We start from the raw sequence: 24,379 nt of genomic DNA on the forward strand, positions 1-24,379 counted from the left end.
AAAATGAAATGGAAACTTTTGATAGCCCTGCTTATACTGGCTTTAATGACTGCAGGATGTGCTGAAAAAGATCAGGAGTCCGGCAGCAGCGGATCGGCCCAGGCTTCGGGGTCAGGGATACAGGATACGCAGGAAAGAAGTAAATCCGAATCTGGGGTGCCCATAGACTCGGTAGTTTTCTCAAGGACCGGAGCCCTGTTAACCCTGAAAGATGAAATGGAGATCTTAGAGATCAGGATTTCTTCAGACAACAACCCTGTGGCTTCGCTGGGTATTGAAAAAACCGAAGTCCAGGCCTTTGTAACTTTTGATTGGAACCCTGAAACCCGGTATAAGTTTGAGGTGATAACGGATTCAGGAACATCCAGTGCTCTTGAGGTATATGCGCCTGAAAAACCGGCTTTGAAAGAGGAGTACACCGTAGAGCTTGAGGATGTAACTCCCGGACCCATCGAAAAAACTTCAACGAATATAAAAGGTGTGACGAAATTCTCTCCTGACAATAGTTATCTTGCCATTGGGACTCATGGAGGTTCTCTGAAACTAATAGAAGTTGCAACAGGAGAAAAGGTATGGGAAAAGCAGCTTGTTAAGGGGATATCGGATGCGAGAATCGCGGACATAGAGTTTTCAGAAGACATTAAACGCCTTATTGTAGGAGAAGAGAGCCCTGATGCTTTTATATATTGTTTTGACCTCAACGGTACCGAACTCTGGAAATTTGGGGCAAGTGAAGACCTGGGTTCAGACCTCAAGTACATGCCTGCCATGAAAAAGATAAAAATTGATTTAAATGGGAATATTTATGTCGCTGCCAGCAGAGCCTGTGGCTATATAGGTGAGAAATACAAGTACCTCGGAAGGGTTTATTCTTTTGACCCTGAAGGCAAAATGCGCTGGAAATTCCCTGAAACCGAACTCATGGACTCAGGAGTTACATGGATTGATTCCACTCCTGACGGAAAATACGCAACGTTTGGCACCACCTGTTTTACAAAGGCAGATAAATGGCAAGATGGAACCGTGCATGTCCTGAACGGGAATACGGGAGAAGAGCATTGGAGCTACAAAATCCCACCAATTGAACCATTCTTTGACTATTCTGCAATCTGGTACAGCACACAGATCACCCCTGATGGGGAACAGGTAATAACAATGACAAGTGATGGCAGGGCCTTTTTATTCAATAATTCCCGGATAATTGAGACAGGAATTCCTGAGATTACGTGGCAGCAGAACATCTCAACCCCAATAGTCGTAAGTGGAGTCCCCATCTACGGCAGTGCGAATTATGCTTACATTGTCAACGACACCCTGATCTTTTCAATAGGGAGCACTTTTTCCAAAGATAAGAATAAGGATGCTCCTTTTGAACATCCCAATGGAAACAGCCTCTTTGCCTATGATTATGACGGAAACCTGCTGTGGAAATGGAGACTGGACGGCTATGCAGGGGAATGTGCTCGGAATGACCGTTATCTTGTGATACCTATTGCCCAAAACCTGGTAACAGAGGACAGAAGCGTTCACGGGGTCTATGTCTTTGACGTCTCAAAAAGCGGAGGGGCAAGCTCCAGGCTCAGCCAGATCTACGGCACCGAAGGAATAACGGTATCAGCTGATATCTCTTCTGATGGCAGGTATATTGCAGCCTTAGAAGCCCCCGCAAGGCTTGATGACGGCACGGTACTCGGAGAATACAGAGTTCATATCCTGACCTGAGGGGGAAAAATGAAAATCGTTTCAATAACCTGGAATTCATACATCCCCACACTTCTTGAAGCAGCAGAGGAACGTGGAATAGAGCTTGAAGCCTACTACTCAAAAATCCTGGAAGAAAATCCTGAAGAAACTGAGAAGGTGCTTTCTGCATGTGAGCACGCTGATGCCATCTTTATTTACCACATAGCCAACCCGTTCTGGGAAGAATTCTATGAAAGGCTCGAACCCTTAAAAACAAGGATACCCGTAATCTGTGTGGGGAGCAACCCCTCCAGTTTCACCCTTTCTTCCGTAAAACTTGAGATTGCAGCTACATGTTTTTCTTACATAATATACGGGGGAAAAGAAAACTTTGGAAATATGCTGTGCTACCTCCTAAAAGAGGTTTTTGGGGCTGAGCTTGAAGTAAAACCCCCGGAAAAGATTCCATGGGACGGACTCTATCACCCGGATGCCAGGAAAATGTTCTCAAGCCTCCGGGACTACATGAATTGGTACGGGCCCCTGAAAGGTAAAACCGTGGGGCTGCTCATATCCAGGACTTCCTGGGTAAACAATGACCTTGAGATTGAAAAGACCCTCATAAGAGATTTTGAAAACCTGGGCCTTTCTGTCGTCCCTGTTTTTGCATATTCGTTAAAAGATGAAGAACTCGGAAGCAGAGGCATGAATGAGGTCATTGAAGCCTACTTTATGGATAACGGAAAAACCGTCATAGACGCTCTTGTGAAACTCTCCCCATTTTTCATAATGAGCAGCAAAAACAAAGAAGATGAAAACTCATGTGCAGAAAGAAGCGTCGAACTGTTACAGAGCCTTGACGTCCCTGTTTTCCAGCCTGTAATTACCCACTACGTTACCTTAGAACAGTGGCAGGAGTCTCAGGGATTGAGTACAGAGATCGGGTGGGGAGTAGCCATGCCTGAGTTTGAGGGGGTAATTGAGCCCATCCTCATAGGGGCAGGCAAAAATGAAGGGAATTACATAGGGCGTGCCCCTATCCAGGAACGCTGCTCAAAACTTGCATCCAGAATCCTTAAATGGATAACCCTTCGGAAAAAACCGGTAAACCAGAGAAAGGTTGCCTTTATCCTGCACAACAGGCCCTGTACAGGGGTTGAAAGCTCAATTGGAGATGCTGCAAACCTTGATTCCCTTGAAAGTGTGGCAAAGATATTAAACCGGATGCAGGAAGCAGGCTATACTGTCAGTTCTCCCCAGAACGGGAAGGAGCTTATCGAGACCATTCTCAAGAAAAAAGCGATTTCCGAGTTCAGATGGACCCCAATTAATGAAATCGTAAAGAACGGTGGGGCTCTCGCTTTAGTGGAAAAAGAAGAATACGAGAAGTTTTTCAACACCCTGAGCCCGGTTGTCAGGCAGAGGGTAATTGAGAGCTGGGGGAAACCACCCGGGGAAGAAGTCAACGGCATTCCTGCTGCAATGGTCTATGAAAACAAAATCGTTGTGACAGGGATACAGTATGGAAACGCTGTAGTCTGTGTACAGCCGAAGCGCGGGTGTGCAGGAGCCAGATGTGACGGAAAAGTCTGCAAGATCCTGCACGACCCTGATGTCCCTCCAACCCATCAGTACCTTGCTACCTACCGGTATCTGGAAAACACTTTTGGAGCGGATGTACTCGTACATGTGGGGACCCACGGAAACCTTGAGTTCCTGCCCGGAAAAGGGGTGGGGCTTTCAGGAGACTGTTATCCTGATATCGGAATCGGGACTATACCCCACCTATATATTTACAATTCTGACAATCCACCGGAAGGCACTATTGCCAAACGCCGAAGCCTTGCCTGCCTTATTGACCATATGCAGACAGTCATGACCTCAGGAGGGCTTTATGGAAGCCTTGAAGAACTTGACAGGCTGCTAGGGGAATACGAACAGGTAAAATACGATAAGGGAAGGGCACATGCCCTGAAGCACCTGATCCTTGATGAGATTAAAAAATCGAACCTGGACTCCGAGATAAAAGCCGACAACCAGACTCCTTTTGAGGAGATTATAAGGAAAGCACATGAAGTCCTCGGAAAGATAAGGAACAGCCAGATCCACAACGGGATGCACATCTTCGGGCAGCTCCCCGAAGGCGAGAAGAAAGTTGAGTTCATAAATTCTATTTTAAGGTATGATGAGCAGGAAAGTGAGGGAAAAGGAGTTTCTATCCGGAGGCTTATTGCAGGGCTTCTTGGGCTTGACCTTGATGAACTGCTCTCTGACCAGAGCTTGATTTCAGCAAATGGAAAGTCAAATGGGCAAAGGCTTGAGGAGATTGATTCGCTCTCAAAAGATTTCATCAGGACATTCATAAGTAATCCGGAAAAAGTGCCTGCCTCGATAATTAAAGAGGTTCTTTCAGGGCAGAGTTTTGCAGAGCAGAATATTACAAAACAGGAGCAGAATATTACAAAACAGGTTTTGATAGAGCAGGATTTTACAGAGAAAAGTATTGCAGAAGAAAGTTTTATAGAGCCAATTATTACAGAACCGGGATTCAAAAAACAGAGTTTTGAGGTTCAGAGCATAGACCCGACCTCACCCCAGATCGCTGCTGCAATCTGTGAAAGGATTCTTGACCTTGAGTCCAGAATAGATGCCTCTCTGGAGATAGAAGCTCTACTCCATGGTTTTGATGGAGGGTACATCCCGGCCGGACCTTCAGGCCTTATCATGCGCGGAAGAGATGACGTACTTCCAACTGGCAGGAATTTTTATTCTCTTGACCCAAAACGGGTCCCGACAAAAGCTGCCTGGAGAGTGGGACAGCAGCTCTCCGGGGTTTTGATCGATAAACACCTTAGAGATGAGGGGCATTATCCTGAAAACGTAGCATTTTACTGGATGGCAAATGACATCATGTGGGCTGATGGAGAGGGCATGGCCCAGATTATGAGCCTGCTCGGGGTTGAACCGCTCTGGCTTGGCAATGGGCACCTTAAGGGGTTTTCCGTGATACCCCTGAAAGAGCTGGAAAGGCCCAGGATTGATGTTACTATCAGGATCTCGGGAATCCTCAGGGACAACTTTCCGAACTGTCTGGAGGTAATAGACGAGGCAATCCAGGCTGTGGCTTCTCTTGACGAACCTGAGGACATGAACTACCCACGAAAACACAGCCACAGGATGATTGAGGAAGGAGCGGATCCCAGAGAAGCTACTTTAAGGATCTTTTCAAGCAAACCCGGGACCTATTCAGCCGGGGTACAGCTTGCAGTCTATGCAAGTGCCTGGAAAGATGAAAAAGACCTGGCAGACATCTTCCTTTACTGGAACGGGTATGCCTACGGAAAAGAGGTAAAGGGCCAGGAAGCCCACACCCAGCTTGCTTCAAACCTCAAGACGGTTGATGCTACCTTTAACAAAGTCGTCAGTGACGAGTACGACCTCCTTGGATGCTGCTGTTACTTTGGAGTTCACGGAGGGCTTACGGCTGCTGCAAGGCAGGCTTCAGGCAGGGACGTGAAGGTATATTTTGGGGATACAAGAGAACCACAGCATGTAGAAGTCCGGGACATGGCCGATGAACTGCGGAGGGTTGTAAGAACCAGGCTTTTAAACCCAAAATGGATTGAAGGCATGAGACAACACGGATACAAGGGCGCACAGGACATTTCGAAGAGAGTCGGGAGAGTCTACGGCTGGGAAGCTTCCACACAGGAAGTGGATGACTGGATCTTTGATGATATCACAAAGGCTTTCGTGCTTGATGAAGAGATGCGCAGGTTCTTTGAAAAGAACAATCCCTACGCTCTTGAGGAAATATCCCGCAGGCTCCTTGAAGCGCAGTCAAGAGGCCTATGGAACCCGGACCTGCAGGTACTTGAAGCCCTGAAAAACTCTTACCTTGAAATCGAGAGCTGGATGGAAGAGCTGGCAGGAGAAGGAGAATTTCAGGGAGGGGCTGTGGACATCATGAGCTTTGAAGATGTCCCTGACTGGAATCGGAAGATGCAGGAAATCCGAAAAATCCTCAAATAAAAAAGGTTGTGGAATGAAAAACATAATTTTCTTCTTCCTTGTCCTGGGGCTGGCTATACAACCTGCAGCGGCACAGGTGCAGGAGGAATTCAAACCTGAAGATATGACCACATTCCTGATTCAGGTCCCGCATGGGGTGGAAGGAAACGGCCTTGCAGCAGGAGGCAACAACCTCTCTGCATACGTTTTCTTTGAGAGCTACTATGACGGAAACATGAATGTGACACTGGGACTTGACTTCCCTGAGGGTTTTGTGCTTAAGGACACACCTGTCCATTCCTTTTCGCTTCAGACAGAGTATGAAGACTGGTACAGGCTCGTTGATTTTTATGTGCCTGCTAACCTCCCCTCCGGGATCTATAACATAACTACGACTGCAATTGTTGAGGTTGAAGGAATTAAGCATACTATTGTGCGCAAAACCCTTCTTAAGGTCGCTTCGAGAGAAGAAATCGCAGAAGAAATCGAAGTATCTGGACTTACAGTGCCCTCGAATGAGGACGGATACGGAGATCTGAGCCATCCTGCCAGCACCCTGATCATCAGGGAAACATCGCCTGCTCTCAAAAAACTGCTTAAGGTCACAGACCTCCAGATCGATAGGGAGGAACTCACTTCAACCTACATAGGAATGGAACTTACCAACAAAGGAGACAGTACGGTCCCTGTTATAATTACCTATGATGTCCTGGATATTAAGACCGGAGAACCGGTAAAAGCCTTTAAACCAGCCATTATGGGAATGGACGCGGATACCCTCTGCTATACCACCTTAACCCTTGCCCCGGGTTCAAGTTCGCTGGTAAGCCTTCCCCTCTACATATCCGAGAATGCGATGGGAGGAGAGTACCTGCTAAGAGTTAAGGTAAAGCTCACAGGCAGCGACTGGGTTGCAGTAACAAAAGATCAAAAGATAACTGCAATCTCAAGGAAATGGGGACCCATAATAATCACTCTGGTTTCCACTTTATTTGGACTGACTGCCGTAAGCCTCTTCTTTTCAAGATCAAAGGAGATAATGGACAGGTTTAAGACCCGTAACCTTGTGCTGATCTCCCTTTTTGGCACTGTTTCTTTTGCAGCCATAAACCTGCCTATGACAATTCTTTGGGAGCTGTCCCATGCAGTTTTCGGGCCTTTCAGTTTCCTGTTTACGGGGCTCTTCTATGAGATTCTGCTTTACATGCTCATTGCCTCCCTTGTTGTCCTGATTCCAAAACCCGGAGTTGTAAGCCTTTTTATGATGGTGAGGTTCCTGCTTGGAGGCTTTATTACAGGAAATTTCACCCCGATCACTTTCATAACATTGTCCCTGAGCGCGGTACTGCTGGAGGTCATGATGTACACTACCGGCATAACCAGCAAAAATCCGAACCCGGAAAACCGGTTCAGGATGGGGGTGGTCTGCGGAATTGCCGATATGGCCAGCGGGTATGCGTCATTCAATGTCTGGATGGTGCTCTACAGGTTGTTCTACAGCGACTGGTATATTATGGCAAATATCCTGATCGATGGCTTCCTCTACACATTCATAGGAGCCTGGTTTGGAATAAGCCTGGGAAACCGGCTGAAAAAGGTAGCAGAATAAACGTCGCAGGTAGAATAAGGTGATACAGTGAAGCAGAATAAAGGTGATACAGTGATAGAGATCAAAGACCTGTGGTACACCTATCCCGGAAGAACAGACCCGACGTTAAAAGGGATCAATCTGAAAATAGAGGAGGGGGAATTCGTCCTCCTGACAGGACCTACCGGCTGCGGGAAGAGCACTTTACTCAAAACCCTAAACGGTATAATCCCCCATGAATCCGGAGGGATATTTTCAGGCAGCATCCGGGTCAACAGGATGGAAACCAGAGATTCAAACCAGATGGAGCTTTCAAGAAGGGTGGGCCTTGTTTTCCAGAACCCAGATGACCAGATCTTTTCTACGACCGTTGAGGACGAGGTAGCCTTTGGACCCGAAAACCTCTGCATGGAGAGAGAAGAGATTGATAAGAAGGTAGAAGAAGCCCTTCGGATGGTTGGGATGTCCGGACACAGACAGGATTCCACGAATTCGCTTTCCGGGGGACAGAAACAGAGGATCTGCATTGCAAGCACGCTTGCGATGATGCCTGAAATCCTTGCCATGGATGAGCCTGTAAGCCAAATGGACCCTCTGGGCACCCGGGAGGTCCTGAATACTGTGAGGGAACTTAACAGGAAACTGAAGATAACCATTCTGCTGGTTGAGCACAGGCTGCACGAACTTGTACCCTTTGCAGACAGGATTGTCATAATGGATGACGGAAAAATAATCTTTGACCAGCCCACTTCAAAAGCTTTTGATCATCTCGATGTATTTCACAGGCTGGGGCTACGGGTTCCTGAGCCTGTAGAACTCTGCCACAGACTGGAAATAAGGGCAAGTCCCCTCAGTGTCAGGGAAGCTCTTGCCGTTCTGGACAGGAAAAACTTTAAAGAAAATATGAAAACTCCTCAGTTCTTTCTAAACCAAGAAAATACTGAAGCACAATCTGAAACACGAACTGGCTCTCCCGAAAATAATGATTCTATAGGAAAGAATGACTCTATAATATCTATCCGGGACATGTGGTCCGGATATGAAAAAAACAAGATGGTGCTTAAAGGTATAAATCTGGAAATCTGTAAAGGCGAAAGAGTTGCAGTAATGGGTACAAATGGCTCAGGCAAATCAACCCTGCTTTTGAACCTTGCAGCCATACTTAAACCATACAAAGGAAGTGTAAAGATCTTTAAGAAGGACACCAGATCCAGAAATCCATATTCCTTTGCAGGCAGAATCGGGTTCGTGTTCCAGAACCCAGACCTTATGCTCTTCTGTAATTCAGCTGAGGAAGAAGCGAAATTCGGACCGGTCCAGTTAAAGTACAAAAATATCGAGGAAAGGGCAAGGACCTCACTTGAAGCCATGTCAATTCTAAACCTCAAGCAGGACCTCCCCCAGTCCCTGAGCAAGGGGCAAAGACTCAGGACAGCCGTTGCCTCGGTACTTTCCATAAATCCTGAAATCATTCTCCTTGACGAACCTACAACAGGGCAGGACAGAGTAAATATAGAACAGATGATGAATTATTTAAAAAATAACCGTACCACCCTGGTTTTCTGTACCCATGATATCGAAATTGCAATGCTCTATGCTACAAGAATCCTTGTGATGAATGAGGGCCGGATTATAGCAAATGGAAAGGGAAGAGAGGTCATAAAGAACATCGAGATCCTCAGGAAAGCCTCCCTTACCCAACCTCCTGTAGTTGAAATTGCTAAATATCTGGGACTGGACGCCTTTTCAGTCACAGAACTTGTGGAAATGCTGACCCGTAGAACTTCTGAAGTGATAAAATGCTGACCTTTAAAAACCCAGAAGTGATAATATGATAGGTGCCAGATCAATTGCAGAACCAACGATTAAAAACACAGTTATTCATAGAATGGATCCGCGGGCAAAGATCCTGATCCTTATTTCCACGGCTTTTGTAGCAGTAACCCTGGACAATCCCGAAACCATGCTTCTGCTGTTTCTGATCATACTTTCCGGATTCGCACTTGCAAGAATGCCGGCAATAAAACTCAAAACCCTGGCTCTATTACTCGTGCTTTTGATCTGGGGGACTATCTACTCCCAGGCCCTTTTTTATTCCCAGCTTCCAAGAACCGTGATTTTTACCATAATAAGTCCTGACTTTCCGTTTATGGGATGGCTGACAAACGGAGGGCTGTTCGTATATGAAGAAGGGCTCCGACACGGCGCAATTCAGGGTTTAAGGTCGGCTTCAATCCTGTCCCTTGGGTTGTTGATGTGCTGGACCACGGACTCGAGAGATATGCTAAACGGCCTGGTGGAACTCAGGGTCCCTTACAGTGTGGCCTTTATGGTGGTAACAGCAGTCAGGTTCCTGCCAATAATAATCACTGAGGTCCTCACTGTAGTTACAGTCCAAAGGCTCAGGGGTTTTAATCCTAAAAGGTTCGGGTCCGGGATTGTCAGGACATCACTGAATATACTGACACCGACGCTCTCAAACTGCGTAAGAAGAACAGGCACCCTTGCAGTTTCGATCCAGAGCCGGGCTTTTCGGGCAAATCCAGATAGGACATACCTCAAAAAACTAAAGTTTTCGGAACTTGATAAGGCAATGGTCACGGCATGTATTTTTGCTGCCATAAGTATTGTCATCATAAAGCTTCTTTATAATATGTACACAAGTGGAATTTACTATACTTCAGGTTTAAGGCCTGTTTATGCAATTGCAAGGGGATACCTGTGATAGAAATAAAAAAATTATCCCGGTCCTTCGGAAACCTGATTGCTGTTGATAATCTCGACCTTGATGTTGGAAACGAGATATTTGGCCTCCTGGGTCCCAACGGGGCAGGCAAAAGTACGACAGTAATGATACTTACAACCTTGCTAAAACCCAGCAGCGGAACTGCAAAGGTCTGCGGGTATGATGTTGTAAGGGACTCAAAAAAAGTGAGGTCAAAGATAAGCTATGTCCCCCAGGACATGGCAGTGGACCGAAAGCTCACAGGCAGGGAAAATGTGATGCTTTTTGCAAAGCTCTATGGAGTTCCGAACCGAAACTCAAAAGTTGATGAAGTGCTTGAAATGATGGCCCTCTCGGACCGTGCAGGCGACCTTGTCAAAACATACTCGGGGGGAATGAGAAGGCGCCTTGAACTTGCTCAGGCGCTTGTGCACGAACCTGAAGTTCTTTTTCTGGACGAACCCACCCTCGGCCTGGACATAAGCGGCAGAAGGAAGATCTGGGAGCATATCAGGATGTTGAAAGCCGAAGGGATGACCATATTCATGACCACCCATTACCTCGAGGAAGCAGAAAAGTACTGCAACAGGGTCGCCATTATTGATAAAGGCAGAATCACGGCTGTTGGCTCCCCGGAAAACCTGATAAGCTGTATAGGAGAAAATGCTTCTCTTAATGATGTTTTCCTTGAGAAAGTCAAAACCCCTGAAGAGCAGGCAGGGTTCAATTCAACCCAGTATAGAAACCTTCTGAGGCGGAGATAATGAAAGCCGTATTCTACTATTTTGAAAGGGACCTCGTAAAATGGCTCAGAGGAAGGGTAACCGTTATTTCCTCACTTGTCATGCCTGCAGCCTGGCTGGTGTTTGTCGGGCTTGCCCTGCCTACAAAGTTTACTGATAACTATCTTGAGTTTATTACCCCCGGCATCCTTGTCATGACAACTCTCTTTTCCTCCCTGCAAGGTGGCTCCCTTATGATCTTTGATAAAATCCTGGGTTTTTTGAATAAATTCCTCGCCATGCCCTCCCCACGGGAAAGCATGCTGTACGGAAAAATCCTTTTTATCAGCGTAAGGGGCCTCCTACAGGCAACAGTGATCCTCCTGATGGCTACACTCCTTGGAGTAAGAGTACTGAACCCTATAAACATAGTTCTGATATATCTGACCCTGTTCCTGTTCTCAGTATTTTTCTCTGCCCTCTCAACCATGATAGGCCTATACTTAAGTGACCATGACAGCTATGCAGCCGTAAACAGCATGATCAGCATGCCGCTCTTTTTCACGAGCAGTGCACTTATGCCCTATGAGGTCATGCCTACCTGGTTAAGGACAATGGCAAAACTCAATCCTGTCAGCTATGCAATAGACAGTACAAGAATGCTATTTGAAGGTGTAGTGCCAGTGTACGGAATCCTTGGACTCGCAGCAGGAGCCGGAATCATGGTTCTCCTCGGAACATATCAGTTCCGGAAGGCAGTTGTGTGAAAAATAGAAAAAAGGAGAAAGGAGAAAGGAGAAAGGAGAAAGGAGAAAGGAGAAAGGAGAAAGGAGAAAGGAGAAAGGAGAAAGGAGAAAGGAGAACGGAAAAAGGAAAAAATACTCCCCATGACCCGAGAACTGCTTCCCATGACCCCGGAAAACATGTATAATCCACTGTCATTAAGCGCCCCAGCCAGCTCTTCTGACCGGCCCTTCACTCAATTAGTCTTCTTAAGCGCAGCGAAAAGGACCGCGTACTGTTGCGATTACATCGCAACTCCCAGAAAATCTCCGATTTCCTGCGATCCCGAGGCGCAATTCGGGTGCCGAAGCGAAACTCAGGGTTTATACCTGCTTTATGTTCATGTTAAGGGCAACTTCTGCGATATCGGCGCTGTATTCCGAAACCCTCCGCAGGCTCTCCAGGATCATGCTGAGCTCGATATTGCCAGAGCCTTCTTCTCCCTTGGTTTCAAGAGAAACCCCAAACTGGGAAACTTTTTTAGCTTCAACAACGATTTTGTTTATAGCCTGTAGGTCTTCTTCCTGCATTGAATCTATTGAGCTCTCAAAAACTTTCCGGGAGAGTTCAGACATCTTGAAAATAGAGTCATCAGTACTGATTCCGGAGTCCATCTTAAGTACATTTGTAGCTATCTTAACCGCATGATCTCCTACACGTTCTATGCTTTTGGTAATAAGCCTGTACCCAAGACATTCCCGCGGGTGCCTGATTCCTATTTTTTCAGACAATTCTATATCCTCGATTGAGGCTTTGAGCTGGCGGACGGAAAGAAGATAGAAACGGTCCACATCATCATCCCTCTGGATAACATCCTCTGCGATCTCCACATTGTGGTCCCGAAGGGCAGTCATGGAGTCCTCAAGCATGGAAAGGACAAGCCCATACATGTTTTTGATAACACGGCCAAGAGGAAGGTCGTTGTAGTTCAGAAGGCACTGGAAAACAAGTTCATTTCGGGATTCCTCCACCAGTTCCAGACCTATAAGTTTCTGGCGCACAGAGTCCTTTATAAACTTGCGGTCATAGGCGCTGAAACCTTTCTTGGTGATCAACCTGATGACGTCATAACCTACCAGATAATGGGAAATAAGGATTCTCAAGTTGTTTTCCGCACTATCGGAGTGAAGGTAATCTATAGTTGCCTTAAGAGCAGAATGGTCTTTTGGAAACACACTGGAGGAAACCAGCAGGGTTTTGTTAGGCATGGGCGTAAGGGTAAGTGTGTCTCCAGCCTCGATCCCTATATCTCGGACCCATTTTATGGGAAGGGACACTATATAGGTAGAATTTCCGGTAAACTGGACTTTTCGTTTATCCTTGGTAATAAATAAGCCCCCTGAGGAGATACTAATGAATAATACAGGATCTATATAGACAATAGTGATATATAAAGGTATCCTGAAAGTCGAAGAGTAAAATGAGAAATAAACCATGAGTTTGTTGTCTAAGTATAGTATATAGGATTAGGAAAGGATCATAGAAAAACATAGAATTGTTTAAAGTATTATATACAATAAGAATATAAAACAATGATTATAAAAAAATACGGCTTTCCATAAACTCTCTTTGCTGGAAACTGAAAACGTATATTCTCAAGAAGGAACCAAAAGGGAAATAGACAAGAGAATTAAAAGGGAAATAGAGAAAAAAAATCAAAAATATAAAAGAAATACAATTTAAGTGAATATAAGGATAGATGAAAAATAAAAAATAAAAAATAAAAAAATAAAAAATAAAAAAATAAAAGAAATGAAAAATAAAAGAAATAAAAAAATAAAAAAATAAATAAGCCATTACTTCCATTTTATTTGGAAAGAATTCAGTTTTTTAAGCAGAGGCAATTCCTGAGTCCCTGAACAGAAAATGCTCAGAGAACCGGGTTATGGAAGTGGAAAACCGCCTTAAAGCGCTTATGCAGGCATATCTCATAACCCTCAATATTACAGTAGCTCAAAACCAGTGGTTTATGCAGTGTTTGTTCCCTTTACCCAGAACATACAAACATTTCAAGCTTATTGTTCATGGAAATGGGTAATCAGTAAAATTAAAACAAAGGAAATTGGATCGATGAAACAATTCGATATAAATCTGGAATCACTTATAAATAGCAGCCCTGTGGTCATTTTTTTGTGCAAATCAACAGAGAACTGGCCTGTGGAACTTATAACGGAAAACATCTGGCAGTTCGGCTACACAGTTGAAGACTTCATCTTCGGAAATATCCGGTATCTCGACATTATTCATCCTGAGGATATTGAAAGGGTAAAATCAGAGATTGCCGGATGCTCGGAAAAGGGATTCACCGAGTTGACACAGGAATACAGGATAGTGACCGCTTCGGAGGAAACGCGCTGGATTGAGGTAAAGGTTCTGATCCGGAGAGATGGGGATGGAAAAGTTAGCCATTACCAGGGCACCCTCTGCGATGTTACCCAGCGCAAAAAGGCAGAAGAGTCAGTGCAAAAGGCACTGAAAAAAAAGAATGAATTGAAAAACGTCATCAATAGCAGCCCTGTGTTTGTGTTTTTGTGCAAGCCGGAAGAAGGTTGGCCCGTTGAATTTGTTTCTGAAAATATCACAAAGCTGGAATACACCCCTGAAGATTTCACCTCCGGAAAAATAAAGTTTGAAGACCTGATACACCCTGAAGACCGTGAAAGAGTCCGTGCCGAAGTGGCAAAGTTTTCCAAAGAGGGATATAAGGACTGTACCTAGGAGCACCGGGTCCTGACAAAATCGGGAAAAGTGCGATATATAGATGATAGGACCCTCATCAAAAGAAACGAGAAAGGAGAAATTGTTCATTACCAGGGGATCGCTCTGGACATCACAGAACGCAAGCTGGCCGAGGAGATGATAAAAGGACAGAATCTGGTGCTCGGACAGTTGGCTTCAGGAGCTCCACTCGAAGAAGTGCTTCTCCTTCTAATTAAAAATATGGAAAAGATCAAACCGGGATCTATATGCTCGGTAATGCTGCTTGACCGGGAGAAAAAGCATCTTTTTTACTGCGTTGCTCCAGGGCTTCCCTGGTTTTACAGGCAGAAGACGACTGGAGTCGAGATTGGTTTTGGAGCGGCTTCCTTCGGAACCGCAGCCTTCTTGAGAAAAAGGGTAACCGTAGATAATATAATGGAACACCCCTACTGGACTGAATACAGGGAGCTTGCAGCTGAGGCTGGATTGAAAGCCTGCTGGTCAGAACCTGTAATCTCATCCTCCGGAGAAGTCCTTGGTGTTATTTCCATGTACTACGGCGAGGTGCACAGGCCAGAAAAAGAAGACCTGGATTTTATGAAAACAAATGCCCAGCTGGCAGCTATCGCAGTAGAACATAAACTGGCAGAGGAGACTCTCTGGGAGTCCGAGCATAAGTTCAGGACCATTTTCAATAATATCAATGACCAGCTGTACATCCGCGAACCTGAAGGAAAAAATTACATGGATGTAAACCAGGCAGTGGTAAACCGGCTGGGATACGATAAAGAAGAGATCCTGAAAATGGAGGCTGAGGAGATAATTCCAGCCGAGTACTGGGACTCTGTCCGGGAAAATCTAATAAAAATCCAGAGCGAGGGATCCCGGGTATATAATTCAGGGGCGGTATGTGAGGACGGCACAATTGTTCCCCTTGAAGTCAGTGCCAGAATTATTGATTATGACGGCAAGAAAACGATTCTCTCGGTTGCCAGGGACATTACCGAGCGCAAAAAAGCCGAAGCTGCACAGAAACTTAACGAATCCAGGCTTGAAGCCCTTGTAAAACTTAACCGGATGACAGGGGCTTCCTTAAAAGAAATAACAGATTTTGCCCGCGAAGAAGCGGTAAGGCTTACAGACAGCAAACTCGGGTACCTCGCTTTTATGGACGCCTACGAGACTTCCCTGATTATGCATTCCTGGTCAAAGAGCGCAATGGAAGAATGCACAATCGAAGACAAACCCTTTATCTACCCTATAAAAACAACAGGGCTCTGGGGAGAGGCAATCCGGCAGCGTAAGCCCATTATAACCAACGATTATCCAGCTCCGAGTTCCCTGAAAAAAGGATATCCGAAAGACCATGTGCACCTTACCCGCCATATGAACGTGCCGGTTTTTGACGGGGACAGGATAGTTGCAGTTGCAGGAGTTGGGAATAAGGATGAGCCCTATGATGAATCAGACTTACGCCAGGTGACCCTTCTCACGCAGGGCATGTGGCAGCTTATCCAGAGAAAACAGCTTGAGGACGCCCTTAAAACCTACTCGGAAGATATGTCAAAAGTCAATGATGAACTCAGGTCCCTGAACCGGATAAAAGCGGAATTTATGGCTGAAAGCCTCCCCCAGATAAAGGTGAATTACAGCGACCTTATGGATTTCGAGACCCTGGAGACTATCGAAGACCAGCAGCGTAAAGCTATAGATGCTGTAATCAACAGTTCGGAGCGGTTGAAACAGATGGTGGATTCCCTGCTCTACCTGAGCCTTGAACAGGCAGGAAAGATAGAGTACTCTTTTGCCAAAGTAGAGATAAAGAAGATACTTTCTGATGTTTACCTTAACCTAGTCCTCCTGATAGATGAAAAAGAACTGAAGGTCGAAAAGGAACTGCCTGCAAACCTGCCACCCATCCCTGGCGACAAGCAAAAATTGACAGACCTCTTCACAACCCTCATGAGCAATGCCATCAAGTTCACACCTCAAGGGGGGACGCTGGAAGTAACAGCCATAGAAGAAAAAAAGAACATCCACATAACCGTAAAAGACGGGGGAACAGGCATTCATAAAAGGTTGATTCCTCACCTTTTCCACAGAATCTACCAGGTTGAAGATTCTATGACCCGCAGATACCAGGGACTTGAGTCTGGGTTCTATATCTGTAAAAACATTGTTAACGCCCATGAGGGGGAAATCTGGGTAGAAAGCGAGGAAGGTTCGGGAACCACAGTGCATGTCAGGCTTCCAAAAAAGAACGTTAAAACCGGAAATGTGAATTAAATAGAGTCGAAGTTGAAAAATGTTCAAATTAAGTGGCTGGAGATTTTACGATGAAACTGGAACTACTGGGTACTCTGTTCCTTTCGGACAAAAGGAAAGACCTTCTTTTGCTACTGATGGAGGAACCCCGAAACATTGACGATATAAAAAACATACTCAATGTGACTTCAAGTGCGATTATGACCCAGGTCAAGATCCTCATCAGCCAGGGACTTATCATTCATGAGGACGACCTTTACAAACTCTCTGACATAGGGAAGGTAGTTGTTAAGAAAATGAGGCCTCTTCTGAACACCCTTGGCGTGTTTTCAGAGCATATGGACTACTGGGAAAACCACAACATCAACGCAATCCCTGTTCCTCTTCTGGACCGAATAGATGACCTCGGGCACTGTGAATTTATCGAACCCGAACTTGACAGGATGTATGAGATCCCCCAGAAAATAGAAGAAAAGCTGAACAGGTCAACACATGTTATGGAAGTTTCCTCTTATTTTAATCCAGCTTACCCGTCAACCTATGTAGAACTCGTGAAAAAAGGAACAGACGTATCTCTGATAATCACAAAACCGGTATTTGAAAGGCTGAAAAAGGAATACGGCACATCTCTCAAGGAATATCTGGATAGAGACAATGCAAAAATCTTCGTCTGCGACTACCCTGTAAAAGTAGCCTCAAGTGTGGTAACAGACCATTTTCTGGCACTTTCCCTCTTCTACAGAAACGGGATATACCACAACCATGCAATGATGAGTCTGGAAAAAACCGCCCTGAAATGGGGAGAAGACCTCTTTTTGCATTACATGAAAAATTCAAAGGAAATAAAGGAAATCGAATGAGAGAAAATCTGAGAGCTTCATCAGGAAATTAAACTCTACAGGATATAAAAAGATAAAACGCTCCAGAATGTGATGCAATGGATCGAAACAGATGACCTCCAGCCTCTTATTTTTCGATCCACTTAACCATTTGAAAATTTCACTCAATCAATTCACTAACAAATCTACCCGATCCATTCAACAAATCCACACATTAAATGATTCTGATTTACCGGAAATTCAAGATTCTTGTTATTATTCGGGGTTCTTGGCCCTTCTTATTCCCTATATCAATGACTTTTTGGGTTATGGACCTGTTAATGAACATATTTATTCTCACCAGGAGAATCTTCTTATTCATCCAACCCTCTAAATCCAAAATAAGAATCATGTGGCGTAAACAAGCTCCTGATCGCCTGCTTTTCTCCCAGGTTTTTCTGCCAGTTCAGGCGGATCATCCACTATCCGATCAAAGGCTTTGATCAGATGAAAGCCCCTGATCAAATGAGAGATCCACACGAGATCAAGCAAATCCGTAAAATTGGGTCAAACAACGAGATCATGAAGGTTAACAAAATAAGGAAATACTACTGGATCAGAGAGATTTATAAAATCAGGAGAATTAGCAGAATTAAGCATCAAGAGAGATGTTAGCTATGTTAATCAAATCTCTGCGTTTAGGTTATATGTTTTGCAGTAAATGTGTCAATAGAAGTTAACAGTCATACAGAGGTTTACCGAGCAATGAACCCTAATTGAGCTACTTACTGTTAACCAGGAACCCCTTTAATAAAATGGAGGAAGTTTTTTTATGGCAACAGATATTTTAAACCAACTAGCGGAAGCTGTCGTCGACGGAGACGACGACCTTGCAGAAGAACTTGCACAAAAATCACTAACTGACGGCGTTGACCCTTACGACGCGATCATCAATGGGCTGGCAAGAGGAATGGCAATTGTCAGCGACCAGTACGAAAAAGGAGAAGCTTTCGTACCCAACCTGCTCCTTGCCTCTGGAGCAATGTATGCAGGTATGGACATCCTTACTCCCCACATGAAGGCAGCAGACTCAGGCCTGCAGGCAGTGGGCGTAATAGGAACCATTGAGGGAGACGTGCACGACATCGGAAAGAACCTCGTCAAGACGATGCTCAGTGCCGGTGGTTTCAAAATGATCGACCTGGGAGCAGATGTCCCGATCGAGAAGTTTATCGAAACCGCAAAAGAGAACAAGGCAGACCTGATCTCCATGAGCGCCCTGATGACCACAACCATGACCAATATGGAGAAAGTCATTGAAATCCTCCAGGAAGAGGGAATTCGCGACTCCATGATTGTAATGGTAGGAGGAGCTCCTGTCTCTGAAGAGTATGCCGCAGGAATCGGTGCAGACTCAACTCACCCTGATGCAATGCACGCAAACGCCTGGGCATCTGAAGCTGTAAAAGAACTTGAGCCCAAAGATGCAAGATGGAGCGACATGAGGATCAACCTTGGGAAGATAAAATACAGGGAAATCCTCGCAAAGAAGGTAGTCTCCGAAAAGGTTGACATCGGGATTGAGACTGCAAACAAGATCAAGGAAGAATTTGAAAGCATTGGAGTGAAGAGTAAGGAGGAAATGACCCATATCGACAGGACCTTATCCGCTATGTCCGACAAGAAGGTCGACCACCTGCCCGTCTACCCGCTTGCCTGTGGTGTGCTCAGGAAGTTTGTCCCTGTTACCTACAAGAAATACGCAACAAACGAAGACGCTTTTGTCGAGAGCGCATTCCTCGGATCCAAATACCTGGACATGGACATGTTTGTGGGGCTTATTGACCTTTCCGCAACCTCCGCGGACTTCGGATGCAAGATCAAATACCCTGAAGACGACACTCCCTCCTCCGAAGGCCACCTTAAAGCCTACGAACAACTCGAGGTCCCCGAACTCAAGGAAGGCACCCGTGGCTACGAACTTGTCATGGCTTCAAAGAAGGCAAAGGATAAACTCAACAAGGAACTCAAAACCCCCTTCGTTGGCTTCCACGAAGGCCCGCTTCTCACCCTTACCCAGCTCATGGGAGCGGACAGGGTTCTTATGGACATGAGGACAAACCCTGACGTCGTCCTTGAAGGAGTTCAGAAGTGTACCGACTACATCTGCCAGCTTTCCGAGCTTTTCTTTGAAGAAGACGCTTGTGACGGACTCTGTATCGATAACCTCTGGTCCAACAACATCATCATGAGCGAGGAAGATTACTGGAAGTTCGACGGGAAGTTCGTCTACGACCAGCACATCCCTCTCTACAAGAAGTACAACCAGCCCTACATGGTCCACAACTGTGCTGATGCTGTACACTTCGATACCCAGATCAAGAAGTTCGGAACAAGTCTCTTCAGCTACGCCTACTACGAGAAATCCAGGGAAAAGGGCTCCAAGAACTGCGCAGACCTCATCCCCAAATACGGAGACATGTGCTGTATGATGGGAGAAGTCGACCCTGTTGAGTTCATAGACGGCTCCGCTGCAGGTGTCCAGAAGGTCACCGATGACACGAAGAACCTGCTCCAAAACGTAATCCCCGTACTCAAGGAGAGCGGACTCCAGTCCAAGTATATCTTATCCACTGGTTGTGAAATACCACCAGGAGGGCCACTGTCCACTGTCCAGGCAATGGTTAACACCGTAAAGGAACTCGGCCCGGAACTCCAGAAAAATATAATGGGATAAAATCTCCATAATGGAGTAAAATCTCCTTAATGGGGTGAGATCGACTCTCCCCATTTTTCTTTAAAGCCTTAAGAAAAATCAAAATTAAAAACCCAAAACAATACCTAAAAAACCAGAAAATCTCCATAAGAATTCAAAAATAAAAAACCAGAAAATTTCCATAAGAATTCAGAAATAAAAAACAGAAAAACCTCCAGAATCATGAAAATAAACAGAAAATCTCCAGAATCAAGAAAATAAACAGAAAATCTCCATAAGAATTCAGAAATAAAAAACAGAAAAACCTCCAGAATCAAGAAAATAAACAGAAAAAACAGATTTTAATCTCCATAAAGAAGTGAGAATAAGCTTCTGAGTTTCACACTTTTAAAAAAACACCGGGCGCTTCCCGTATAATCGAAAGCGTCATGGTGAAAAACCTCCAATTAATCAAACTCTGAAAAAATAAGAAGAGAGGATATTATCACTCTTCTCCTAATCAGGGGACGCCGGAAAATGTAAGCCATGTTATCTTTTTTTGAAAAACGGTTTGATGCCTTAGAAGAATCGGATTTAACCATTTATAGGCAAAAAAGATGAGAGAAGTATCCGGGCTATGAGAAATAATTGGGACCCGGAAAAAGGGAGAAAATGGATCATAGAAAATTGCAGAGGAGGAATTTAATGTATCTGGGACTGGGCATTGATACTGGTGGGACATATACCGATGCCGCCATTATGGATATGTCAAATGGAACCGTGATCGAGTCAAATAAAGCGCTTACAACTTATCCTGACCTTATAAGGGGAATAAAGAATTCAATTGAAGGACTGACCCCTGATTGCCTGAAAAGGATAAAATTCGTTTCCGTGTCTACAACCCTTGCTACCAATACTACTCTTGAGGGCAAAGGTTATCCTGCGGGGCTAATCCTTATAGGGCACACAATCCCGAAAAAACTTGCCAGCCGTTATGTAATATCAATAGGAGGCGGGCACGATTCAGATGGAAACGAAATAGCCCCTCTTGAAGACCTGGAAACCGTAAAAGAATTTATCAGGCAGGCAAAGAGCAAAGTGGCTGCTTTTGCAGTTTCCGGTTATTTCGGAGTCAGGAACCCGGAACATGAACTCAGGGTCAAGGGAGCAATTCAGGAAATAACTGACATGCCTGTTGTTTGCGGGCACGAACTTTCCATGAGCCTTGGAGCTTACGAAAGGGCTGTGACAGCTCTCCTGAACGCCGAGCTGATCCCGGTAAGCAAGCAGTTCATCAAATCCATCCAGGCAGTAATTGAAGAAAAAGAAATTAAAGCAACCCTGATGATGATGAAATGCGATGGATCCCTGGTCCGCATCGAAGAAGCCCTGCAAAAACCTGTAGAATCAATTTTCTCCGGGCCCGCTGCAAGCCTTGTGGGAGCTGCCCACCTGACAGGTCTGCAAACCTGCGTGACAATGGACGTGGGAGGCACAAGCACGGATATAGCCATGATTTCCAGAGGCATTCCCGAGATAAGCGACACGGGAGCAAAAGTCGGGGGCTGGAAAACAATGGTAAAAGCGATCAGGATGGACACCTCAGCCCTTGGAGGAGACAGCCTGGTCTGGATTAAAAGAAAAACCTACCTGGGGCCCGCAAGAGTGATCCCTCTCTGCCTGGCAACTTCAGAGTTCCCTGATATTCTGGAGAAACTCAAAAAAAGCGATGTTCCAGGTGAACGCATTATGGATGAGATTATACAGCCGACTTCGTTTTTTATAAGGAACGGGGTGAACTCTCCTGAGCTTCTTAGCGGGGAACTTGAAGTAGATGAGAGGGCAATAATCGAACACCTCGGAACAGAGCCTCTTTCGGTATTCGAGATCTCGGAAAGGACTGGAAAACACCCTCTAATGTTTGCAGGAACCCTGAAAACCCTCATCCGAAAGAGACATGTAAACCAGATAGGGTTTACCCCAACCGATGCCCTTCATGTGCTTGGAGAATATGAAAAATGGGACGGGAGAGCTTCCATCATAGGCGCTAAAATCCTTGGAAAGGCTATCAAAAAAGAAGCAAAAGAGTTTTCAACCCAGGTTAAAGCTGAAGTCGTAAGAAAACTCACCCTTGAACTTATTTCCTTCTTTGCAGAAGATCTGAAAAAAGAGGATATTGAAAAAATGATAGGAAAGGAAGCTTTCCTGAAATTCCATATAAAGGTCCCTGTAGTCCTGGTGGGTGCACCTGTAAGAGCCTATCTGAAAGAACTGAATGAGGCTGTGGATGCAGACATAAGGATTCCTGTATTCCACGATGTGGGAAATGCCGTGGGCGCCCTTGTAGGAAAAATCGTCCACAGGACAGAGGTCCTTATCCGTCCTTCGGCAGCAGGGAAAGCAGAATATTCGGTATTCTCCAGGCTTGGAAAGGAGATCTTTGAAGATTACGGAGAAGCCCTGGACTACGGGCTTAAGCTCAGCCACAGGCTGATTTCGGAGTACATGGACGGATACGACCTGGAGATGGACAACGTGGATTTCGACCTCCGACAGAATGACGTGGGAAGCAGGGGAAAAGCTCCGCTGGAAACCCGCCTGGTGGGAGTCGGAGTAGGAACGACTGGAAAGCTGGCATAAGAGAGAATGTAAAAACGGCAGGCACCAGCAGACCATAAACAGTAAGCTATAAACAGCAGAAACAAAACAGCAGGAACAGCAGCAAATGAGGTACGGACATGGCAAGCGAGCTAAAAACACAGGGCAACATGAGCCCGGAAAGCCAGGACGGAATGGCAAAACTGGCCCGGACGATAAGGGACAAGATTCTCATCGACGAGCCGGTAAAAGAAGAAAGGCTTATCGACCAGCTTGAAAGGGCAGCCATAGAGATTGACGAGCTGTTGGGCTCATCCCTTGGGCCAAAGGGGATGAACAAGATAATAGTAAACCCTGTGGGGGATATTTTCGTTACGAACGACGGGAAAGTCATCTTAAAGGAAATGGATGTACTTCACCCGATCGTAACGTCCCTTAAAAAGCTTGCCGAATCAATGGATAAAGCCTGCGGAGACGGCACAAAAACGGCTGTGATTTTTGCAAGCAACCTGATTAAAAACGCGGTAAGACTTATCAGGGCAGGGGTTCATCCGACAATCATTATAGAAGGATACGAACTTGCCATGCAAAAAGCGTATGAGATGCTGCAGTACAGCATAAAGCAGGCCTCAGAAGAGGATATACGCACAACAATAATGTGCTCGGCAACGGGAAAAGGAATTGAAAGGCAGCAGGCAGAAGCTGTTACGGACATCGTACTTCAAGTAATAAAGCACCTGAGCAAAAAGCAGGCAGGAAGACTCGACCTGAACAGGAACATCAAAATCCTAAAAAAGAAAGGTGGGTCGGAAATCGTTGCAATAGAAGGCCTGATTCTTGATGAAAACCCGGCAAGAGAAGATATGCTGAAAAGTTTTCAGGACCCTGCAGTCCTTATCATAAATTATGACCTCAAGAGAAAAAGCGGATACCTAAATCCCCAGCATAACCTCAAAATGGATTCTGTACAGACTTCCTTACTTTTTGAGGAGAAAAAAAAGCAGATGTGCGGGGAAATTGCCCGAAAGATCATTGATTCGGGTGCAAATGTCCTCTTCTGTGAAGGAGATATAGACCCTTATATAGAAACTCTGCTCCGGGACAATGGGATCCTGGCTTTCAAGAAGCTGAAGATGAAAGACCTTGAGAAGCTTGCAGAAGCAACAGGTACAACCCTGAAAGTCTTTCAGGATGAGATTCACCCCCGTGACCTTGGAAAAGCAGACAGCATAAAGCTTGAAAAGAAAAACGGGGAAAACTTTGTTTTCATCACCGTGAAAGAGAAAGCAATAGCCACCATCCTGATATGGGAACCTGTTAAATACGGGCTTGACAAGGTAGAAGAAGCGATAGACGATGCCCTGAATAATGCGGCATTCCTTATGAAAAATAGGAAAATCGTGAATGGAGGAGGGGCAATAGAGTTTGAACTGGCACATATGGTCAGGCTGTTTGCAGCAACACAGACCGGAAAGAAGCAACTTGCAGTTCAGGCGTATGCAGAAGCCCTCGAAAAGATCCCCACGATTCTTGCCAGAAATATGGGAATGAATGCAATTGATGCAGTGGCGCAGATGAGGAATTCATATTCAAGAGGAATAGAAGCCAGGATAGACCTCTCACGAAAGGTAACTGAATAAGGGGCCGGAAGTCTACGATTCGGCAACTGTTAAAAAACTTGCCATAATAGCAGGCACGGAGACGGCAAAAAACGTGCTCAGGATTGATGAGATAGTCCCGAAGAGATGAGATCACGCTGATGATAATGTCCCACCAGTATCCGTGGCATTG

General features: G+C 45.4%; 17 protein-coding genes. 15 read left to right on the forward strand and 2 right to left on the reverse strand.

What is annotated here, in order from left to right:
• The first annotated feature begins 3 nt into the window (after nucleotides 1–3).
• Genes MSWH1_RS13705 through MSWH1_RS19325 form a run of 8 tightly spaced genes read left to right on the forward strand, consistent with a single transcriptional unit; the run spans nucleotide 4 to nucleotide 11,660 of the window.
• Nucleotides 4–1,722, forward strand: a complete 1,719-nt coding sequence (locus MSWH1_RS13705; protein ID WP_048129406.1) for a WD40 repeat domain-containing protein — start codon at nucleotides 4–6, stop codon at nucleotides 1,720–1,722.
• Nucleotides 1,723–1,731: 9 nt separating this feature from the next.
• Nucleotides 1,732–5,715 (forward strand): cobaltochelatase subunit CobN, encoded by a 3,984-nt coding sequence (gene cobN, locus MSWH1_RS13710; protein ID WP_048129408.1) that lies wholly within the window; start codon nucleotides 1,732–1,734, stop codon nucleotides 5,713–5,715.
• Nucleotides 5,716–5,728: 13 nt separating this feature from the next.
• The gene (locus tag MSWH1_RS13715) at nucleotides 5,729–7,303 is read left to right on the forward strand and encodes a hypothetical protein (RefSeq protein ID WP_048130582.1); all 1,575 of its coding nucleotides are present in this window, start codon (nucleotides 5,729–5,731) and stop codon (nucleotides 7,301–7,303) included.
• A 27-nt stretch (nucleotides 7,304–7,330) separates the two neighbouring features.
• Nucleotides 7,331–9,088 (forward strand): ABC transporter ATP-binding protein, encoded by a 1,758-nt coding sequence (locus MSWH1_RS13720; RefSeq protein ID WP_048129410.1) that lies wholly within the window; start codon nucleotides 7,331–7,333, stop codon nucleotides 9,086–9,088.
• Nucleotides 9,089–9,113: 25 nt separating this feature from the next.
• Nucleotides 9,114–10,007 (forward strand): energy-coupling factor transporter transmembrane protein EcfT, encoded by an 894-nt coding sequence (locus tag MSWH1_RS13725; RefSeq protein ID WP_048129411.1) that lies wholly within the window; start codon nucleotides 9,114–9,116, stop codon nucleotides 10,005–10,007.
• Nucleotides 10,004–10,771, forward strand: a complete 768-nt coding sequence (locus MSWH1_RS13730) for an ABC transporter ATP-binding protein (RefSeq protein WP_048129413.1) — start codon at nucleotides 10,004–10,006, stop codon at nucleotides 10,769–10,771. The genes MSWH1_RS13725 and MSWH1_RS13730 overlap by 4 nt, the downstream gene beginning before the upstream one ends.
• Nucleotides 10,771–11,496: an ABC transporter permease gene (locus MSWH1_RS13735; protein WP_048129415.1), complete on the forward strand. Its 726-nt coding sequence runs from the start codon at nucleotides 10,771–10,773 to the stop codon at nucleotides 11,494–11,496. Before MSWH1_RS13730 ends, MSWH1_RS13735 begins: the two co-directional genes overlap by 1 nt.
• Nucleotides 11,493–11,660, forward strand: coding sequence for a hypothetical protein (locus MSWH1_RS19325; protein ID WP_156148196.1), 168 nt, complete (start codon nucleotides 11,493–11,495; stop codon nucleotides 11,658–11,660). Before MSWH1_RS13735 ends, MSWH1_RS19325 begins: the two co-directional genes overlap by 4 nt.
• 175 nt (nucleotides 11,661–11,835) lie before the next feature.
• Here the strand turns inward: MSWH1_RS19325 and MSWH1_RS13740 are convergent, their stop codons facing one another.
• A complete protein-coding gene (locus tag MSWH1_RS13740; protein WP_082088255.1) occupies nucleotides 11,836–12,840 on the reverse strand; it encodes a phosphate uptake regulator PhoU in 1,005 nt (334 codons plus the stop codon).
• Between the two features lie 557 nt (nucleotides 12,841–13,397).
• Between MSWH1_RS13740 and MSWH1_RS19330 the strand changes: the two genes are divergently transcribed.
• The 4 genes from MSWH1_RS19330 to MSWH1_RS13750 are packed head-to-tail and all read left to right on the forward strand — an operon-like array spanning nucleotide 13,398 to nucleotide 17,337.
• Nucleotides 13,398–13,550 carry a hypothetical protein gene (locus MSWH1_RS19330; RefSeq protein ID WP_156148197.1) on the forward strand — a complete coding sequence of 51 codons (153 nt, stop codon included), beginning with the start codon at nucleotides 13,398–13,400 and terminating at the stop codon, nucleotides 13,548–13,550.
• A gap of 32 nt (nucleotides 13,551–13,582) precedes the next feature.
• Nucleotides 13,583–14,230 (forward strand): PAS domain-containing protein, encoded by a 648-nt coding sequence (locus tag MSWH1_RS17645; RefSeq protein ID WP_052723184.1) that lies wholly within the window; start codon nucleotides 13,583–13,585, stop codon nucleotides 14,228–14,230.
• A 30-nt stretch (nucleotides 14,231–14,260) separates the two neighbouring features.
• On the forward strand, nucleotides 14,261–16,498 hold the full coding sequence (locus tag MSWH1_RS13745; protein ID WP_052722725.1) for a GAF domain-containing protein: 2,238 nt from the start codon (nucleotides 14,261–14,263) through the stop codon (nucleotides 16,496–16,498).
• A gap of 50 nt (nucleotides 16,499–16,548) precedes the next feature.
• Entirely contained in the window at nucleotides 16,549–17,337 is a 789-nt protein-coding gene (locus MSWH1_RS13750; RefSeq protein WP_048129420.1) for a winged helix-turn-helix domain-containing protein, read from the forward strand.
• Between the two features lie 366 nt (nucleotides 17,338–17,703).
• Here the strand turns inward: MSWH1_RS13750 and MSWH1_RS19335 are convergent, their stop codons facing one another.
• On the reverse strand, nucleotides 17,704–17,847 hold the full coding sequence (locus MSWH1_RS19335; RefSeq protein ID WP_156148198.1) for a hypothetical protein: 144 nt from the start codon (nucleotides 17,845–17,847) through the stop codon (nucleotides 17,704–17,706).
• A gap of 280 nt (nucleotides 17,848–18,127) precedes the next feature.
• Here MSWH1_RS19335 and MSWH1_RS13755 point away from each other — a divergent pair, with 280 nt between their 5' ends.
• From MSWH1_RS13755 to MSWH1_RS13770, 3 genes are all read left to right on the forward strand, one after another.
• Nucleotides 18,128–20,032 carry a uroporphyrinogen decarboxylase family protein gene (locus MSWH1_RS13755; protein WP_048129422.1) on the forward strand — a complete coding sequence of 635 codons (1,905 nt, stop codon included), beginning with the start codon at nucleotides 18,128–18,130 and terminating at the stop codon, nucleotides 20,030–20,032.
• 663 nt (nucleotides 20,033–20,695) lie between these two features.
• Nucleotides 20,696–22,630, forward strand: a complete 1,935-nt coding sequence (locus tag MSWH1_RS13765) for a hydantoinase/oxoprolinase family protein (RefSeq protein ID WP_048129425.1) — start codon at nucleotides 20,696–20,698, stop codon at nucleotides 22,628–22,630.
• Between the two features lie 98 nt (nucleotides 22,631–22,728).
• A complete protein-coding gene (locus MSWH1_RS13770) occupies nucleotides 22,729–24,228 on the forward strand; it encodes a TCP-1/cpn60 chaperonin family protein (RefSeq protein ID WP_231591796.1) in 1,500 nt (499 codons plus the stop codon).
• Nucleotides 24,229–24,379 lie beyond the last annotated feature (151 nt).

The organism is Methanosarcina sp. WH1 (assembly GCF_000970005.1).
Taxonomy (GTDB): domain Archaea; phylum Halobacteriota; class Methanosarcinia; order Methanosarcinales; family Methanosarcinaceae; genus Methanosarcina.

What these genes read in the sequence shown, in the direction of transcription:
- MSWH1_RS13770 (WP_231591796.1), top strand. Translation starts at nt 22,729, where the DNA reads ATGGCAAGCGAGCTAAAAACACAGGGCAACATGAGCCCGGAAAGCCAG.
- MSWH1_RS13735 (WP_048129415.1), top strand. Translation starts at nt 10,771, where the DNA reads ATGAAAGCCGTATTCTACTATTTTGAAAGGGACCTCGTAAAATGGCTC.
- MSWH1_RS13755 (WP_048129422.1), top strand. Translation starts at nt 18,128, where the DNA reads ATGGCAACAGATATTTTAAACCAACTAGCGGAAGCTGTCGTCGACGGA.
- MSWH1_RS13765 (WP_048129425.1), top strand. Translation starts at nt 20,696, where the DNA reads ATGTATCTGGGACTGGGCATTGATACTGGTGGGACATATACCGATGCC.
- MSWH1_RS17645 (WP_052723184.1), top strand. Translation starts at nt 13,583, where the DNA reads ATGAAACAATTCGATATAAATCTGGAATCACTTATAAATAGCAGCCCT.
- MSWH1_RS19330 (WP_156148197.1), top strand. Translation starts at nt 13,398, where the DNA reads ATGGAAGTGGAAAACCGCCTTAAAGCGCTTATGCAGGCATATCTCATA.
- MSWH1_RS13715 (WP_048130582.1), top strand. Translation starts at nt 5,729, where the DNA reads ATGAAAAACATAATTTTCTTCTTCCTTGTCCTGGGGCTGGCTATACAA.
- MSWH1_RS13750 (WP_048129420.1), top strand. Translation starts at nt 16,549, where the DNA reads ATGAAACTGGAACTACTGGGTACTCTGTTCCTTTCGGACAAAAGGAAA.
- MSWH1_RS13725 (WP_048129411.1), top strand. Translation starts at nt 9,114, where the DNA reads ATGATAGGTGCCAGATCAATTGCAGAACCAACGATTAAAAACACAGTT.
- cobN (WP_048129408.1), top strand. Translation starts at nt 1,732, where the DNA reads ATGAAAATCGTTTCAATAACCTGGAATTCATACATCCCCACACTTCTT.
- MSWH1_RS13705 (WP_048129406.1), top strand. Translation starts at nt 4, where the DNA reads ATGAAATGGAAACTTTTGATAGCCCTGCTTATACTGGCTTTAATGACT.